Raw genomic sequence first — 15,244 nt, forward strand, 5'->3', positions numbered from 1 at the left:
GATACTGGACCCTGCCATGCTACGAATCACCGAACTGAAGCTGCCCCTGGACCATCCCGACGAAGCGTTGCGCGAAGCCATCGTCCAGCGCCTGGGCATCCGCGACGAGCAACTGCTCAGCTTCAACCTGTTCAAGCGCAGCTACGATGCGCGCAAGAAGAACAGCGAACTGCTGTTCATCTACACCATCGACCTGGAAGCCAGCAACGAAGCCGAGCTGCTCAGCAAGTTCGCCGATGATCGCAACATCGGCCCAGCCCCAGACGTCACCTACAAGTTTGTCGGCCAGGCCCCGGCAGGCCTGCAGGAGCGCCCGATCGTGGTCGGTTTCGGCCCGTGCGGCATCTTTGCCGGCCTGTTGCTGGCACAAATGGGCTTCAAGCCGATCATCCTCGAACGCGGCAAGGAAGTGCGCCAGCGCACCAAGGACACCTGGGGCCTGTGGCGCAAGAGCGTGCTCAACCCTGAGTCCAACGTGCAGTTCGGTGAAGGCGGCGCCGGTACCTTCTCGGACGGCAAGCTGTACAGCCAGATCAAGGACCCGCAACACCACGGCCGCAAAGTGCTGGAAGAATTCGTCAAGGCCGGTGCGCCAGACGAAATCCTGTACATCAACAAGCCGCACATCGGCACCTTCCGCCTCACCGGCATGGTCGAACAGATGCGCCAGGACATGATCGCCCTGGGGGCCGACGTGCGCTTCCAGGAGAAGGTCACCGACCTGTTGATCGAAGATGGCCAACTGACCGGTGTAGTGCTCGAAAGCGGCGAGCAGTTGCACTCTCGCCATGTGGTATTGGCTCTGGGCCACAGCGCCCGCGACACCTTCCGCATGCTGCACGCCAAAGGTGTCTACATGGAAGCCAAGCCGTTCTCGGTGGGCTTCCGTATCGAGCACCCGCAAACGCTGATAGACAAGGCACGTCTGGGCAAGTACGCCGGCCACCCGAAACTGGGTGCCGCCGACTACAAGCTGGTTTACCACGCCAAGAATGGCCGCTCGGTATACAGCTTCTGCATGTGTCCGGGTGGCACCGTGGTCGCGGCCACCAGCGAGCCTGGGCGAGTCGTCACCAACGGCATGAGCCAGTATTCGCGTAACGAGCGCAACGCCAACTCCGGCATCGTCGTCGGCATCGACCCCGAGCGCGACTACCCGGGTGGCCCGTTGGCCGGTATCGAACTGCAGGAGCGCCTGGAGGCGCACGCCTATGTAATGGGCGGCAGCAACTACCAGGCCCCGGCGCAGCTGGTGGGTGATTTTGTCGCCGGCCGGCCCTCGACCGCACTGGGCAGTGTCGAGCCGTCCTACAAGCCGGGCGTGACCTTGGGTGACCTGGCGCCGAGCCTGCCGGACTTCGCCATCGAGGCGATCCGTGAGGCACTGCCGGCGTTCGACCGGCAGATCAAGGGCTATAACTTGCATGATGCGGTGTTGACCGGGATCGAGACGCGTACCTCGTCGCCACTGCGGATTACCCGGGGTGAGGACTACCAGAGCCTGAACCTCAAAGGGCTGTTCCCGGCGGGTGAAGGGGCCGGGTACGCGGGCGGGATCCTGTCAGCTGGTGTGGATGGCATTCGCATCGCAGAGGCGGTGGCGCGGGATATGCTCGGCCTCTGACTCTTTAGCGACTGACAGGGCCTCTTCGCGGGTAAACCCGCTCCTACACGGAACAATGGCCCCCTGTAGGAGCGGGTTTACCCGCGAAAGGGCCCGGTCCGGCATCAGTCTATTCCAGCACCTACTCCAGCTATTCCAGCACCTACTCCAGACTTCCCCCCATCCTTCCCCAAATCCATCTAGGCTTGCCCCAGGCCTGTCAGCAACAACATATAACAAAAACGAATATGTCTTTTGTTTGAAAGCATATCTCTACAGGCTAGGGTGTACGCCCGCACCCTTCGTAAACTGCTCATGGAGGGCCTACAGCCCGTGCGTAGCCTGTTTACCCGTTTCTTCCAGCTCGAAGCTGCCAGCGGCCTGCTGCTGATCGCCGCCGCCGTTCTGGCCCTGATCATCAACAACTCGCCACTGTCCTACCTGTACGGCGGCTTGCTCGACGTACCCGTCGCCGTCCAGGTCGGCGCGCTGAACATCGCCAAGCCATTGCTACTGTGGATCAACGACGGCCTGATGGCCCTGTTCTTCCTGCTCATCGGCCTGGAGGTCAAACGCGAGGTGGTCGACGGTCACCTGTCCAAGCCCTCACAAGTGATTCTGCCTGCCACCGCAGCCGTGGGCGGCATGGTGGTGCCAGCGCTGATCTACTGGTTCATCAACCGTGACAACCCTGCAGCTGTGGCAGGCTGGGCGATCCCTACCGCCACCGACATCGCCTTCGCCCTCGGCGTCCTGGCCCTGCTCGGCAAGCGCGTACCGGTGTCACTGAAGTTGTTCCTGATGACCCTGGCGATCATCGACGACCTGGGTGCGATCATTGTCATCGCCCTGTTCTACTCCGGCACCCTGTCGAGTGTGTCGCTGCTGCTGGCTGCGGCCTGTCTGGTGGTGCTGGTGGCGATGAACCGGCTTGGCGTCGTCAAGCTCGGGCCCTACATGATCGTTGGCCTGATCCTGTGGGTCTGCGTGCTCAAAAGTGGCGTGCACGCCACTCTGGCCGGTGTCGCCCTGGCCCTGTGCATCCCCCTGCGTACACGCAATGCTGAATCGTCACCTCTTTTGGCGCTGGAACACGCCCTGCACCCTTGGGTGGCCTATGCCATCCTGCCCATTTTCGCCTTCGCCAATGCCGGCGTTTCGCTGGCAGGCATGACCGTAGACAGCTTCATCCACCCCGTGCCGATGGGCATCACGGTCGGCCTGTTGCTGGGCAAGATCGTGGGGGTTTTCGGCCTGACCTGGGTGGCGGTCAAGCTGCGCCTGGCCGCGCTGCCTGCGGGTGCGGGTTGGGGGCAAATTCTGGGGGTGGCGATACTCTGCGGCATTGGCTTCACCATGAGCCTGTTCGTAGGCTCGCTCGCCTTCGCCCCGGGTAGCAGTGAGTATGCCGGCATGGACCGCATGGGTATTCTTACTGGTTCGTTCTTTGCCGCGGTGATCGGCTACGCCGTCACCGCAATGGCCAGCCGCAAAACCCGCGTTGCCTGACTTGGCTGAAGCATGAAAAAACCCCGACGGGCAGCAGCCATGTCGGGGTTTTGTTTTACTGCGCTACGGTCAGTGCGAAACGCGGCTGGTACCGTCAACTGTCATGATGCGCACGCGCTCGCCAACGCGGAAGACTTCGTTCTCCTGCACGGCCTGTACATAGGCGCGCATGCTGCCATCATCTTCACGAACGGTAATTTCGACACCTTGGGTACGGGTCAGGCCTTCTTCTGCTGCGGAACCCGCCAAGCCACCGGCCACGGCACCGATCACGGCAGCCACGATGCTGCCACGGCCACCGCCCACGGCGCTGCCGGCTACACCACCCACGATGGCACCGGCACCGCCGCCAATCGGGGTCTTGGTGCCCTCGATCTTGACCGGGCGCAGGGATTCGATGGTACCCATACGCACGGTTTGCACGCGGCGGGCTTCGTCACGAGAGTAGCTGTCACCGGTCAGGCTCGAGGCACAGCCCCCCAGCAGCAGCGACATGGTGGTAAAGGTCGCCACCAGCAAAGCGGATTTACGCATGGGTAAAGTCTCCATAAGTCAGGTGCTCATTAGACGCTGCACATTGACGGCTGTCACGGTACAAACGTAATAAAATTGTTTTCATTCAGCCGGGGTACAGCCTGCCGGGCTGTGTCGAAGGCCTTTCAAGTGAGACCAAGAATAGCCATGGATTACTTCATCGTCGTGGTCACCACCGTTGCGGGACTGTATTTCCACTGGTGGTTGTATGTGCGCATGCGCCGCTGGATGGACCGCGACCTGGCGTTGTCGCTGGCAGGGGCCGATCCTGAAAAACGCGCGTTCATGCTGGAAAGGTTGGCGCAGGCGCGCCAGGAGAAGGTGGGGCGTAAGCAACTGGCGGGGTGGTTGGAGCGCGAGGCGGCAGGTTATCCGGGGTAGCTTGATCAATGGCTGGGGCCGCTTGGCGGCCCCAGTTGCTCAGGGCGCCAGCCGCTCTCGCAGCCACTGCCCATCCACCAGCCGATAGTTCAAACGATCATGCAGGCGGCTTGCCCGCCCCTGCCAGAACTCGATGCGCTCGGGCAACAAACGGTATCCCCCCCAATGCTCAGGGCAGTGCGGCTGGGTGTCGGAGAAACGCGCTTCGGTGGCCTTAACCAGGCCCTCCAGCTCTTCACGCCCGGCAATCACGCGGCTCTGTGGCGAAGCCCAAGCCCCTAGGCGACTGCCCAGCGGGCGTACCTGGTAGTAGGCATCCGACTCCTGCGCCGTGACCTTCTGCACCCGGCCCTCAATGCGCACCTGACGCTCCAGGGCCGGCCAGAAGAAGGTCATTGCCGCAAAGGGGTTGGCTTGCAGTTGCTGGCCCTTGGCGCTGTCATAGTTGGTGAAGAAGGTGAAACCCTGCTCGTCGAGCCCCTTCAACAGCAAAACACGGCAATGCGGGCGACCTTCGCCGTCCACCGTGGCCAAGGTCATGGCGTTGGCTTCTACCGGTACCTGCTCGGTTTTCACCGCATCGGCGAACCACTGGTGGAACAGGGCGAACGGCTCCCCTGGTGCCTGGGCTTCGGCCAGGCCATCACGGGTGTAGTCGCGGCGCATATCGGCCAGGGATTGGGTCATTACTGCGGTTCCTTGACGATCAGTTGGTCTTCGCAGGGCTGTTGGCAGCTACTTTCTTGTCAACGGCAGCTTTCTTGGCGGCAGGCTTGGCCGGCGCAGCTTTTTTCTTGGCTGCAGTCTTCGCAGGCGTTTTGGCCTTGGCTACAGGTTTCTTCACCGCAGCCTTGACGGCCGGTTTGCTGCCAGCGGCCTTGGCGGCGGGTGCCTTAGCATCCTGCACCGCCACCATCGAGGCCGGGGCGGGTGCCGGGGCGGCCTGCTGGTATTTGGCCAGCAGCGCGACCATGGTGTTTTGCGGGGTCAGCAACATTTCCACGCGGCGGTTCAGGGCGCGCCCCTCGGCGCTGTCGTTGGCAGCGCGCGGCATCACCGAACCCATACCCTTGAGGGTCAGGCGGTCACGCTGCAGGCCGCTGAGGCGGAAGATGGCCGATACCGAAGCGGCGCGCTCCAGGCTGAGCTTCTGGTTGGCAACGGCGGCACCGCTGCTGTCGGCATGGCCCAGTACCAGTACGGCAGTCTTGGGGTCGCCTTCGACTGTCTTGGCGACGCGGGTGATCGGGCCCAGGGACATGGGCAGCAACATGTTCGGGCGATCGGGATTGTACGAGCTGTCCACCGGCAGGGTTACCGCCAGCACATTGTCACGACGCTCCAGCTCCAGCTTGCTGTCCTTGATCGCTTCGCGCAGCTTGGGCTCGTATTCGTCCAGCCAGGCCTGAGTGGCCTTCTGATCGATCTTTGGCACCACCGGCCCCTTGGCTTGCTTGTCGTCACCGCCAAACGGCCACCACCAGCGGCTGGAGCTTTCGGATTTGGCATCGGCTTTGGCCACGTTTTCAGTGACGGCTGACTTCACTTCCTGCTCGGCAACCTTGTCCGAACCGAAAGGCCACCAGCTGGAGCCACCTTCCTTGGAGCCGTCCGGGGAGTGACTGGCGCAGCCGGTAACGGCGGTCAGGCACAGGGCGAGTGCTAAGGTTTTATGTGAAGACATCAGCGATACACCATGAAATAGAAAGATATTTTGCCTACGAACTTCAGGCGTTGGCATTGAGGATAGTCAAAGGGGTGTGGCAATACCCGCATTACCCGATCAAAGGCAACTGGCAAGGACGCGTACCAGTTTCTGGGCGCGTGGGTCCATCAGCACGTAAGGGCCGAGGGTATTGACCACAAAACCGAAGGCCACATCGTACTCCGGGTCGGCAAAACCGACCGAACCACCGGCACCGGGGTGGCCAAAGGCGCGGGCGCCGAGACCAAAGGTGGCATTGGCCACATCGGGCTGGTCGAGCATGCAGCCCAGGCCGAAACGGGTCTGGGTGAGCAAGGTACGGTCCTGGCCAAGGCTATGCTCGCGGGTCAGCTCATCGAGCAGTTCGGATTCAAGCAGGCTGCCGTCCAGCAGCCCGGCATAGAACCCCGCCAGGCTGCGTGCGTTGCCATGGCCATTGGCCGCTGGCTGCTGCATGCGCCGCCATTCCGGTTTGTTGGTGCTGGTCAGTATCGCGGGCGGATTGGTAAAGGCACGGGTCGACAGTGCCTCAGGCTCGCGCATGGTCACCTGCAGCAAGCGTTGCGCTGCACTGTCTCCAGCATTGCCCTTGCCACGGGCGATATGCGCCACGCGGTGGAACTCTTCGTCGGCCAGGCCAACATGGAAATCCAGCCCCAATGGGCGGGCGGTGCGGGCCACGATCGAGTCGCCAGGGCCACGGCCGTCGGCACGGCGAATCAGCTCGCCGATCAGCCAGCCATAGGTGATGGCGGCATAGCCGTGTTCTGTGCCTGGCGTCCACCACGGTGTCTCGGCTGCCAGGGCATCGACCATGAACTGCCAGTCATACAAGGCTTCAGCCGGCAACAGCTTGCGTATGGCCGGTAAGCCGGCACGGTGGCTGAGTAGCTGACGCAAGGTGATCGACTGCTTACCCGCCTGGGCAAACTCGGGCCAGTAGTTGGCAACCGGAGCATCGAGGGCCAGCTTGCCCTCGCCGACCAGCTGCAGGGCGGTAACAGCCGCGAAAGTCTTGGTGCAGGAGAACAGGTTGGCGATGGTATCGCTGTGCCAGGCCTGCTGGCCGTCCTTGTCGGCACTGCCAGCCCACAGGTCAACGACGGTTTCGCCACCCACCTGGATGCACAGCGCGGCGCCACGCTCCTGGGGATCATCGAACAGCGCGGCAAAAGCTTCACGCACAGCTTCGAACTTCAGCTCATAGTGACCCTGGATCTGCACCCGCTGCTCTCCGTACGACCATATCCAAAAAGGTGTGCATTGTTTCAGTAGTTGGGTGTTTTGCAAACAGGCTTGGGCCAAGTGGTCGCGACACAAGGCCGCTCTCACTTGAGTTGACGGCATCAGCCTGATCTCAGGGGGCCGGTTTTTCCAGCTCGGCACGCAGTTGGTTCATGGTTTGCAGATTGCTTTTGCGCACGGCATCGACAAACCCTGGATAGGGCCTATCGGTAATCGCCACCAGCCCAAGGTGGCCGTTCTCACCATCGAGCAGGCGACCGCTGGCCGGTTGGTCGAGGTACTGGAACCAGTGCGCGCCAACGATCATCGGCTGCGCCATGGCTGCCTTGAGGAAGTTTGCATAGGCCGGGCCGCGATCCTCTTCCCGCGCCAGCTCCAATGGCCCCGGCCAGAACGGCCCGCGATCACGCGAGCCGAACTGGAACTCGGAGACCAGCACCGGCTTGTCCAGCTCCGCCAGGCGGACAAAGTCGTAGCCGTCCTGTGGCTTGAGGGTATAGAAGTTGAAGCTCAGAACATCGCAGAACTCGGCGCAGGCCTTGACCGCCTCCGGTGTGCTGACCGCATAGCGGCCACCCAGGAGCATGTGATTGGGCGCATGCCACTTCAACGAATCGGAAATGGTCTTGAAGTAGGTCTCGGCAAATACCCGCTGGAAGTGCTGGTAGTCCCGTTCGATTTCCGGGTGCTCCGGGTCAGGCAACGGCGCCTCGAAGCCAGGATCTTCCATGAGTTCCCAGGCGGTCAGTTCGATGCCCCAGGCCTTGGACAACCCTTCCTGGTTGCGATACTTGTCGCGCAACTGCTTGAGGAATGCGCGTTTGGCTGGCACGTCGGTGGTCAGGCGCAAGGTGCCGTAGGCCAGGCCATAGCGGCTCTTGGGGTCGCTTCCAGGGGCTGCCCAGGCCAGTTCGTTATCTGCGAAGTAACCGATGAGCCAAGGGTCGTCACGGTGATCACGCGCGGCGATGGCCACGGCACGCTCGGTGGCCATGGCAAAACGCGGGTCGAACGGGTCGGGCATGCGGCCCCACCAGTCCATGCCAGTGCTGATGCTGGCGTAGTCGCCTACGATCGACAGCGGCAAGGTATACGGCATGCGTCTGGCTTGACCAAGCGCCGGCTCGCTCCAGTTGCCAACGGTGTTGAACCCCCAGGCCTGAAGGCGATCAAGCGCATGCGCCTGCCAGCGGTCGGCATCCAGCAACGGCGGCGCGCAATCGGCTGGCTGGCCCTCCACTGCGGGCGGGCAGGGTTTGCCATAAGTACGCTGCAGGTTGGCGGCGTAGAAGTCGAACCAGCGCCCCTGCTTGAAATTGCGCCCTTGCGACGAGGCATTGCCATCGTCGTTGTTGCTTTCGCCATAGAACGCCGCCAATGCATCGCCCTCAGCGGGCAAGGCCTTGAACATGCCTTCGCGCCCGGCGACATACGTACGCCCGCCGTCTGCCGCCACGGCGTTCACCCCCAGAGAATAGAACGGGTGCCCATCCGGCGTTACCAGGTACCAGCGGCCATCACGCTTTTCAGTGCGAAAGAAGCCCTTGGCTGCAAAGGCCGGCCCGCCCACCAGGCCACCGTAAGCGTCCAATCGCTGCTTGCCACGCTCTGCCAACCAGCCCTTGAGCTGTTGCTGTTCACGGGTATCGGCCGCCTTGAGCTGCTCGTCACTGGATACCTTCTCGGGCCAGTTACCGCGAGTCGACTGGCCATAAGCATCAATCAGCTCGTGGTAAGCCGCCCTGTACGCCTGGTTGTCATCCTGGATACCGACACGCTCGATCAGCAGGCTCTGCGCCACCTTGGGGCTGGGGATGCTCAAGCTGACCGAGGTCACCTGTTTGAGGTCGATTGCACCGGCACTGCTGGTCAAAAGAAGGCGCTGACCACCATGGTTCCAGGGCATCGGTGGGCCGGCGCGCATGCCCTGGTCCAACGGCGAACTGGCCGTCAGGGGCACCAGCACGGTTTGTGCGGGACCCGCGGGCAGGTCGATACGGCTGGTCAAGGTGCGGCCATCGCTGCCTTGCACGGTGACATCCACGGTCAATGCCCAATCCATGGCACTTTGCAGGCGCAAGGTCAGGAACTGCCCGGCGGACCAGTCCCACACCCCGCTCTGCGGGCTCAGGCGCAGGGTCGGCTGCTGGGCCGGGTTGAACACCACACGCCGCAACACCTCGCCCTCGGCCGTTTGTTCCGCGTTGTACTGCGGCATGCCGGCATCCACCGTCGCCACATTGACCACCGAAGCCGGGCGCACGAAGCTGAACAGCGTCTGCTGCCCGGCCAGCAAGGGCGAACTGCACAACAAGGCGAATACGGCGGGCAGGGTGCGGCGGATCATAAGGCTGGGGCTCTCCTTCAGGACCCTGATGGGCCCAAGACGGGTGATGGACAATGCGCCGGCGCAAGTGCTCCGGCGGTCAGGAAATTTCCCGCCGGAACGGCGGCAGCGCATTGAGAATAGCCTTGCCGTAGCGCTGCGTGACCAAGCGCCGGTCAAGCAAGGTGATAACGCCGCGATCCTGCTCGGTACGCAGAAGGCGGCCGCAGGCCTGGATCAGCTTCAACGAGGCGTCAGGCACGGCAATTTCCATGAACGGGTTGCCGCCACGTGCCTCGATCCACTCGGCCAGCGCAGCTTCGACCGGGTCGTCGGGCACAGCAAAGGGAATCTTGGCGATGACCACGTGCTCGCAATACGCACCCGGCAGGTCGACACCTTCGGCAAAGCTGGCCAGGCCAAACAGCACGCTGTGCTGGCCATCGTCGACCCGCGCCTTGTGCTTGTTCAGGGTTTCCTGCTTTGAAAGGTTACCCTGGATGAGCACCAGCTTGCGCCAGTCACGGTCCAGACCATCAAACACATCCTGCATCTGCTTGCGTGACGAGAACAACACCAGCGCGCCACGGGCATCCTCGACGATGTTCGGCAGCTCGCGGATGATCGCCGCGGTGTGCGCTGCTGCATCGCGTGGGTCGGCCTGCAGGTCGGGGACCCGCAACAGGCCGGCATCGCCATGCACGAACGGGCTGGGCACCACGCAGGTGACTGCGTCGCGCGGCAACCCCGAACGCATGCGGAAACGGTCGAACTTGCCCAGCGCGGTCAATGTCGCCGAGGTCACCAGCGCGCCGTGGGCCACGCTCCACAGGCTGCGCCGCAGCATATCGGCGGCGAGGATGGGGCTGGCGTTGACTTCGATGTCGAACAGCGCGCCACTTTCGGCCAACGTCAGCCAGCGCGCCATGGGCGGGCTGTCTTCCGGGTCTTCGGCGGTGAAGGCCGTCCACAGCTCCCAGTTACCCTGGGCACGGGTGACCAGGCTGCCGAACAGCGGATACCACTCTTCGGCCTGGTGGCTGGCGATGCCGATATTGACCTCGCCGTCCATGCCTTCCTTGAGCAGGTCAGCCAGGCGGGTGAACAGATCGTTGAGGCGGGCAAAGCCCTTTTTCAGTTCGATGCCCACTTCACGAATCTGCTCCGGCACCACCCCACCCTCGAAACGGTAACGCGGGCGCTCACGGCCTTCGGTGTCCTCGCTGGGACGGAAGTCAGCCACCTGTTCACAAAGGGTGAACATGAACTGCTGCTGGGTGCGTACTTCTCGCGCCAGCTCCGGCACCTGCTCGATGTACTTGCCCAGGTCGCCGGGCAGCGGATGCTGGGCCAGCAATTTGGTCAGGTTCTTGGCGGTCTGTTCCAGCCAGTCGGCGGTGGAACGCAGCCGCGAATAATGGGCGAAATGGCCGATGGCCTTGTCTGGCAGATGATGGCCTTCGTCGAACACGTACATGGTATCGCGCGGGTCGGGTAACACCGCTCCGCCACCCAGGGCCAGGTCGGCCAGGACCATGTCGTGGTTGGTGACGATCACATCGACCTTGCCCATGCCTTCGCGGGCCTTGTAAAACACGCACTGCTGGAAGTTGGGGCAGTGGCGGCCGGTGCACTGGCTGTGGTCGGTGGTCAGCCGTGCCCAGTCCTGGTCTTCCAGGGCCTCTGGCCAGCTGTCACGGTCACCGTCCCAGCGGTTGCCGGCAAGCTTCTCGATCATGCTGTTGAACAGCTTCTGGCTGCGCTCGTCGACTTCGATGCGGAAGCCTTCTTCCTCGAACAACTGAGCCGTGGCTGACTGGGCGTGGCCTTCCTGCAACAGGATGTCGAGCTTGGACAGGCACAGATAGCGGCCACGGCCCTTGGCCAGGGCGAAACTGAAGTTGAGGCCGCTGCTGCGCATCAGGTCGGGCAGGTCCTTGAAGACGATCTGTTCCTGCAGGGCCACGGTGGCCGTGGCGATCACCAGGCGTTTGCCGGCGGCCTTGGCAGCCGGGATGGCCGCCAGGCTGTAGGCTACCGTCTTGCCGGTACCGGTGCCCGCCTCCACGGCCACCACGGCAGGCTCGCCAGCGCGGCGGCCTTCATCGTCGCAGGCAATGTCGCCAAGCACTTTGGCCACTTCGGCGATCATCAGGCGCTGCCCATAGCGCGGCTTGAGGCTCTTGGCTTCGAGAAAACGCGAATAGGCGCCCTGGATAGTGGCTTTGAGTTCGTTGCTGATCATGGTCTGCAGGCGCCCGGAGGGCTGGATATATTTTCAGTGTTTCGCATGGGGCGGCTATCATACCCCGCTATTGCCCTTTCTGCCGCATGGAGATCCGAATGCTCGCCTTTGCCCTGCCCTACACCCTGCATGTTCTGGCCGCACTCGTATGGGTCGGCGGCATGTTCTTCGCCTGGCTGGTGCTGCGCCCGGCAACGGTTGCAGCCCTTGAAGGGCCTGCCCGCCTGCGCTTGTGGGTGGAAGTTTTCCGACGCTTCTTCGGCTGGGTCTGGCTGGCGGTGGCGATTTTGGCGATAAGTGGTATCGGCATGTTGCACATGCGCTTCAGCGGTTTCGAGACAGCGCCCCGGTACGTGCACGTGATGATCGGTGGCGGGATCGCCATGTTTGCCTTGTTCATGCGCATTCAGGCGTTGCTGCTGCCGGAATTGAAGGCAGCGGTGCAGGCCGAGGACTGGCCGGCGGGTGCGGCGGTACTGGGGCGCATTCGGCGGATGGTGGGTGTCAATCTGCTGCTGGGGCTGGCAGTGGTGGCGGTGGCCAGTTCGCGACTGGTCATCTGACAGGCGCTGCGTGAAACCTGCAGCGAAGCCGGTGCCACGGTGCATGGCGCCGGCGTTGCCGGTGCTCGTGGGCAAGCCCGCTCCTGGCAAGGGATCGCAGTGAGCATCAGAGGCGCTGCAAGATCAGTTCACCCGCGGCGCCTCCCGCGGACGGGGAATGGACATGACATGGAAGATACCCGTCAACAGGATTTGCAAACGGTCAAACCAGCGGTGACTGCGCCCGCGCAGGCTGCGATTGAAAAACAGCACTTCAAGCAGGTGCAGGCCAAACAAGACGATGCCTGCGGCATTGATCAGCAGATTGAAGGGCAAGGGTTGTGGCATCAGCTGATTGAACAGCACCACCCCCCAGAAAGCGACCGTCAGGACCTTGCCCAGGCCCAGGATGAACTTCATACCACGCCCCTATAGAGAGTTGTCATGTCGAGGTGGCCTGATCGAGCAAACCGTGCGAACAACATTAACGGCAAGGCCAAGACAGGCGCCAGCACCACTCAGTTGAGGTGCAGCTCCACCCGTCGGTTGCGCGCGCGGCCCTCCTCGGTTTCGTTGTCGGTAACCGGCTCGCTTTCCCCACGGCCCTGGCTGGTGACCTTGCCCATCTCCAGGCCCTGGCCGATCAGGTACTCGGCAACGCTGCTGGCGCGGCGTTCGGAAAGTGCCTGGTTGTAGCTGTCGGAGCCCACACCGTCGGTGTGCCCGATCACACGGACCTTGGTCACCGTCGGTGAATTGAGTTTCGCCACCAGGCCTTGCAGGCGTTGCTGGGCCGCCAGCGTCAGTTCGGCGGAGTCGAAGGCGAACATCACCGCGCCGTTGTCATCGAGGGTGATCACCTCTGGCGAGGGTTCGGGTGCACTGGCAGGTGGCGCGGCCGGGTACTGCTTCAGTGGGCAACCCATGTGGTCGACCGCCGTGTTGGCAGGGGTCTCGGGGCAGTGATCGCGCCGGTCGAAAATGCCGTCACCATCTTCGTCACCGTCCTGGGCGTAACAAATCAGCCCGCCGGCGATGGCACCCAAGGCGCCGCCACCGGCAGCCCAGGAAGAACTCTCGATGGCCCCAAGGCCACCACCGACCAAGCCGCCCAGCAGGCTACAGATGGGCCAGGTCCTTTGATTGAGGGGCGCGCTGCCATCGCTGTGCGTAGCGCAGCCCGCGAGCAGGCTGGCAGCCACCAACAGCGGCAGTGCCGCCTTCGACGTCACACTCATGCTGAATGCTCCTGTGTCATTGGCCACAAACGGCTGGCCGGCATGAAGACGCGCCCGTGCCACTGCTCGAGGCACGGGCGCCCGCCGTCTTACCGCTGGATCTTGATCTCGGTACGACGGTTCATGGCACGCCCTTCGGCCGTGGCGTTGTCTGCCACCGGCTGGGTTTCACCCGCGCCGACCACCGAAACGAAGCTGCTGCGCGGTACACCGCTCTCGACCAGGTAATCGGTCACCGAATGGGCACGTCGCTCGGACAGTTTCTGGTTGTAGCTGTCGGAACCGACGCTGTCGGTATGGCCGCTGACGCTAAGGCGGGCAGAGGGCGCTTCCTGTTTCAGGCGCGTGGCAATGGTATTGAGGCGCTCTTTGTCACTGGCCGTCAGGCGCGCAGAATCGAACTCGAAGTGCACATCGCGGATGACAATGACTTCTTCCTTCTGCACCACCACTTCTTCGACCACCGCAACCGGCTCAGGCGGGCATCCGTTGGCATCGACCTGTACACCACGCGGGGTGCCAGGGCACTTGTCACGGCTGTCAGGCACGCCGTCGCCATCCTCGTCGCCATCGCCATGGGCCCAGCAATAGCCCGCCGCCAGGCCACCGCCCAGCAACGCGCCCCAGCCAGCCCAGCTGGAGCTTTCGATGGCGCCCAGGGCGGCGCCGCCTACACCCCCGACGGCGGCACATTTCGGCCAGTCGGTTTTTTGCAAACCTGCACAACCAGTCAACACACTGGTGAGCAGTACCAGGGGTAACGCTGTGCGTACTATGCTCATTTCATTGCTTCTCCTAGGGGGAATCGGCATAAGGCCGATCTCTGGGAGTAAAGACCGCGCATTCCAACCCTGCCAGCAATAAGCTACGACACGGTCACATGCCCCTTTGCCCGCACGCCGCGGCCCGCTAGTCTTGGATGACTTGAACGAGGAATGGCAATGACCGAAGGTTTCTCCACACGCACCCCGCAACAGGCCCTGGCAGCCCTGCTCGAGCGCTTCACTCCACAACGGCTGCTGCTGGTGGGTACGCGCTTTCCAGCGCTGGACGCCTTCGCCCAGGCGCACCCCCAGGTGACCATCGACACCGCCGCCCCTGGCCCGCTGCCGGCCGAACTGGCCGCCAAGCGCTTTGACCTGGCGGTACTGGTGGACTGCCTGGAACACTTGCCCAAGCGCACCGGCCTGGAGCTGCTCGGCGGTATTCGCAACCTCAATGCCAGCCGGGTTGCAGTGCTGGCCGACCTGGCTGCCTGCGGCTGGCAGGACACCGACTTTTTTGCCCTGGCCATGTCGGCCAGCGAGAAATTCTGCCGTGAGCAACAGGTTTTGAGCCTGTTCACCTATGATCTACATGACTATAAGCAGGTCCCGGACTGGCTCAATGCCAGGTTCTGGGCCAACCCTGAAAACTTCGGCAAGTACTGGTGGTGATGATGAGTGTCTCGGTCTGCCCTTGTGGCAGTGGCAACCTGCTTGACGCCTGCTGCGGGCATTACCATGCCGGTACCCCGGCACCGGATGCCCAGGCCCTGATGCGCTCACGCTACAGTGCCTACGTGCTGGGCCTTGTCGACTACCTGGTAGCCACCACCCTACCGGCCCAGCAAGCCGGCCTGGACCGTGCTGCCATGGCCGACTGGAGTGCACAGAGCACCTGGCTGGGCCTGGAAGTGGAAAGCGCAGAAGTGCTGGGCGGCCAACCCGAGCACAGCTTCGTCACCTTCACCGCACGCTGGCACGACCAAGACGGCGATCATCAGCACCGCGAACGCTCGGCGTTCGTCCAGCATGCCGGCCGCTGGTACTTCATCGACCCAACGGTCGGGTTGAAGGCCGGGCGCAACGACCCCTGCCCCTGCGCCAGCGGGCACAAATTCAAGAAATGCTGCGCCAGCTACGTAGGGAACTGAA

The 15,244-nt window shown here is 63.0% G+C and carries 15 protein-coding genes; 6 read left to right on the top strand and 9 right to left on the bottom strand.

All coding sequences use genetic code 11. From position 1 onward, the window contains the following. The first annotated feature begins 16 nt into the window (after positions 1 to 16). The gene (locus AC3WLP_RS22350; RefSeq protein WP_003254881.1) at positions 17 to 1,624 is read left to right on the top strand and encodes an NAD(P)/FAD-dependent oxidoreductase; all 1,608 of its coding nucleotides are present in this window, start codon (positions 17 to 19) and stop codon (positions 1,622 to 1,624) included. A 294-nt stretch (positions 1,625 to 1,918) separates the two neighbouring features. Beyond that, entirely contained in the window at positions 1,919 to 3,112 is a 1,194-nt protein-coding gene (nhaA, locus tag AC3WLP_RS22355; protein WP_178085916.1) for a Na+/H+ antiporter NhaA, read from the top strand. A gap of 69 nt (positions 3,113 to 3,181) precedes the next feature. On the opposite strand, the gene AC3WLP_RS22360 is transcribed toward nhaA, so the two are convergent. Next, positions 3,182 to 3,646 carry an outer membrane lipoprotein gene (locus AC3WLP_RS22360; RefSeq protein ID WP_003254883.1) on the bottom strand — a complete coding sequence of 155 codons (465 nt, stop codon included), beginning with the start codon at positions 3,644 to 3,646 and terminating at the stop codon, positions 3,182 to 3,184. 147 nt (positions 3,647 to 3,793) lie between these two features. Here AC3WLP_RS22360 and AC3WLP_RS22365 point away from each other — a divergent pair, with 147 nt between their 5' ends. Next, entirely contained in the window at positions 3,794 to 4,027 is a 234-nt protein-coding gene (locus AC3WLP_RS22365) for a hypothetical protein (RefSeq protein ID WP_014860076.1), read from the top strand. Between the two features lie 39 nt (positions 4,028 to 4,066). On the opposite strand, the gene pdxH is transcribed toward AC3WLP_RS22365, so the two are convergent. From pdxH to dinG, 5 genes are all read right to left on the bottom strand, one after another. After that, a complete protein-coding gene (pdxH, locus tag AC3WLP_RS22370; RefSeq protein ID WP_003254885.1) occupies positions 4,067 to 4,714 on the bottom strand; it encodes a pyridoxamine 5'-phosphate oxidase in 648 nt (215 codons plus the stop codon). 19 nt (positions 4,715 to 4,733) lie between these two features. Then, on the bottom strand, positions 4,734 to 5,711 hold the full coding sequence (locus AC3WLP_RS22375) for an OmpA family protein (RefSeq protein ID WP_012051421.1): 978 nt from the start codon (positions 5,709 to 5,711) through the stop codon (positions 4,734 to 4,736). A gap of 99 nt (positions 5,712 to 5,810) precedes the next feature. Beyond that, positions 5,811 to 6,956: an EstA family serine hydrolase gene (locus tag AC3WLP_RS22380; protein ID WP_004576208.1), complete on the bottom strand. Its 1,146-nt coding sequence runs from the start codon at positions 6,954 to 6,956 to the stop codon at positions 5,811 to 5,813. Positions 6,957 to 7,089: 133 nt separating this feature from the next. Next, the gene (locus AC3WLP_RS22385) at positions 7,090 to 9,324 is read right to left on the bottom strand and encodes a beta-galactosidase (RefSeq protein ID WP_088512941.1); all 2,235 of its coding nucleotides are present in this window, start codon (positions 9,322 to 9,324) and stop codon (positions 7,090 to 7,092) included. A gap of 79 nt (positions 9,325 to 9,403) precedes the next feature. Next, a complete protein-coding gene (dinG, locus tag AC3WLP_RS22390; protein ID WP_003254889.1) occupies positions 9,404 to 11,548 on the bottom strand; it encodes an ATP-dependent DNA helicase DinG in 2,145 nt (714 codons plus the stop codon). Between the two features lie 98 nt (positions 11,549 to 11,646). On the opposite strand from dinG, the gene AC3WLP_RS22395 reads away from it, so the two are divergent. Then, positions 11,647 to 12,111, top strand: coding sequence for a CopD family protein (locus AC3WLP_RS22395; RefSeq protein WP_012051418.1), 465 nt, complete (start codon positions 11,647 to 11,649; stop codon positions 12,109 to 12,111). A 123-nt stretch (positions 12,112 to 12,234) separates the two neighbouring features. On the opposite strand, the gene AC3WLP_RS22400 is transcribed toward AC3WLP_RS22395, so the two are convergent. From AC3WLP_RS22400 to AC3WLP_RS22410, 3 genes are all read right to left on the bottom strand, one after another. Then, positions 12,235 to 12,510 carry a DUF1145 domain-containing protein gene (locus AC3WLP_RS22400; RefSeq protein ID WP_003254892.1) on the bottom strand — a complete coding sequence of 92 codons (276 nt, stop codon included), beginning with the start codon at positions 12,508 to 12,510 and terminating at the stop codon, positions 12,235 to 12,237. A 98-nt stretch (positions 12,511 to 12,608) separates the two neighbouring features. Further along, positions 12,609 to 13,328: a PA1041 family peptidoglycan-binding anchor lipoprotein gene (locus tag AC3WLP_RS22405; RefSeq protein ID WP_012051417.1), complete on the bottom strand. Its 720-nt coding sequence runs from the start codon at positions 13,326 to 13,328 to the stop codon at positions 12,609 to 12,611. Positions 13,329 to 13,417: 89 nt separating this feature from the next. After that, positions 13,418 to 14,110: a PA1041 family peptidoglycan-binding anchor lipoprotein gene (locus AC3WLP_RS22410; RefSeq protein WP_010952284.1), complete on the bottom strand. Its 693-nt coding sequence runs from the start codon at positions 14,108 to 14,110 to the stop codon at positions 13,418 to 13,420. A 159-nt stretch (positions 14,111 to 14,269) separates the two neighbouring features. Between AC3WLP_RS22410 and AC3WLP_RS22415 the strand changes: the two genes are divergently transcribed. Both AC3WLP_RS22415 and AC3WLP_RS22420 read left to right on the top strand, forming a co-directional pair. Then, positions 14,270 to 14,764 (top strand): DUF6231 family protein, encoded by a 495-nt coding sequence (locus tag AC3WLP_RS22415; protein ID WP_017148138.1) that lies wholly within the window; start codon positions 14,270 to 14,272, stop codon positions 14,762 to 14,764. 2 nt (positions 14,765 to 14,766) lie between these two features. Next, positions 14,767 to 15,243 (top strand): YchJ family protein, encoded by a 477-nt coding sequence (locus AC3WLP_RS22420; RefSeq protein ID WP_003254897.1) that lies wholly within the window; start codon positions 14,767 to 14,769, stop codon positions 15,241 to 15,243. Position 15,244 lies beyond the last annotated feature (1 nt).

The sequence above is a fragment of the Pseudomonas sp. FW305-E2 genome (genome assembly GCF_058782925.1).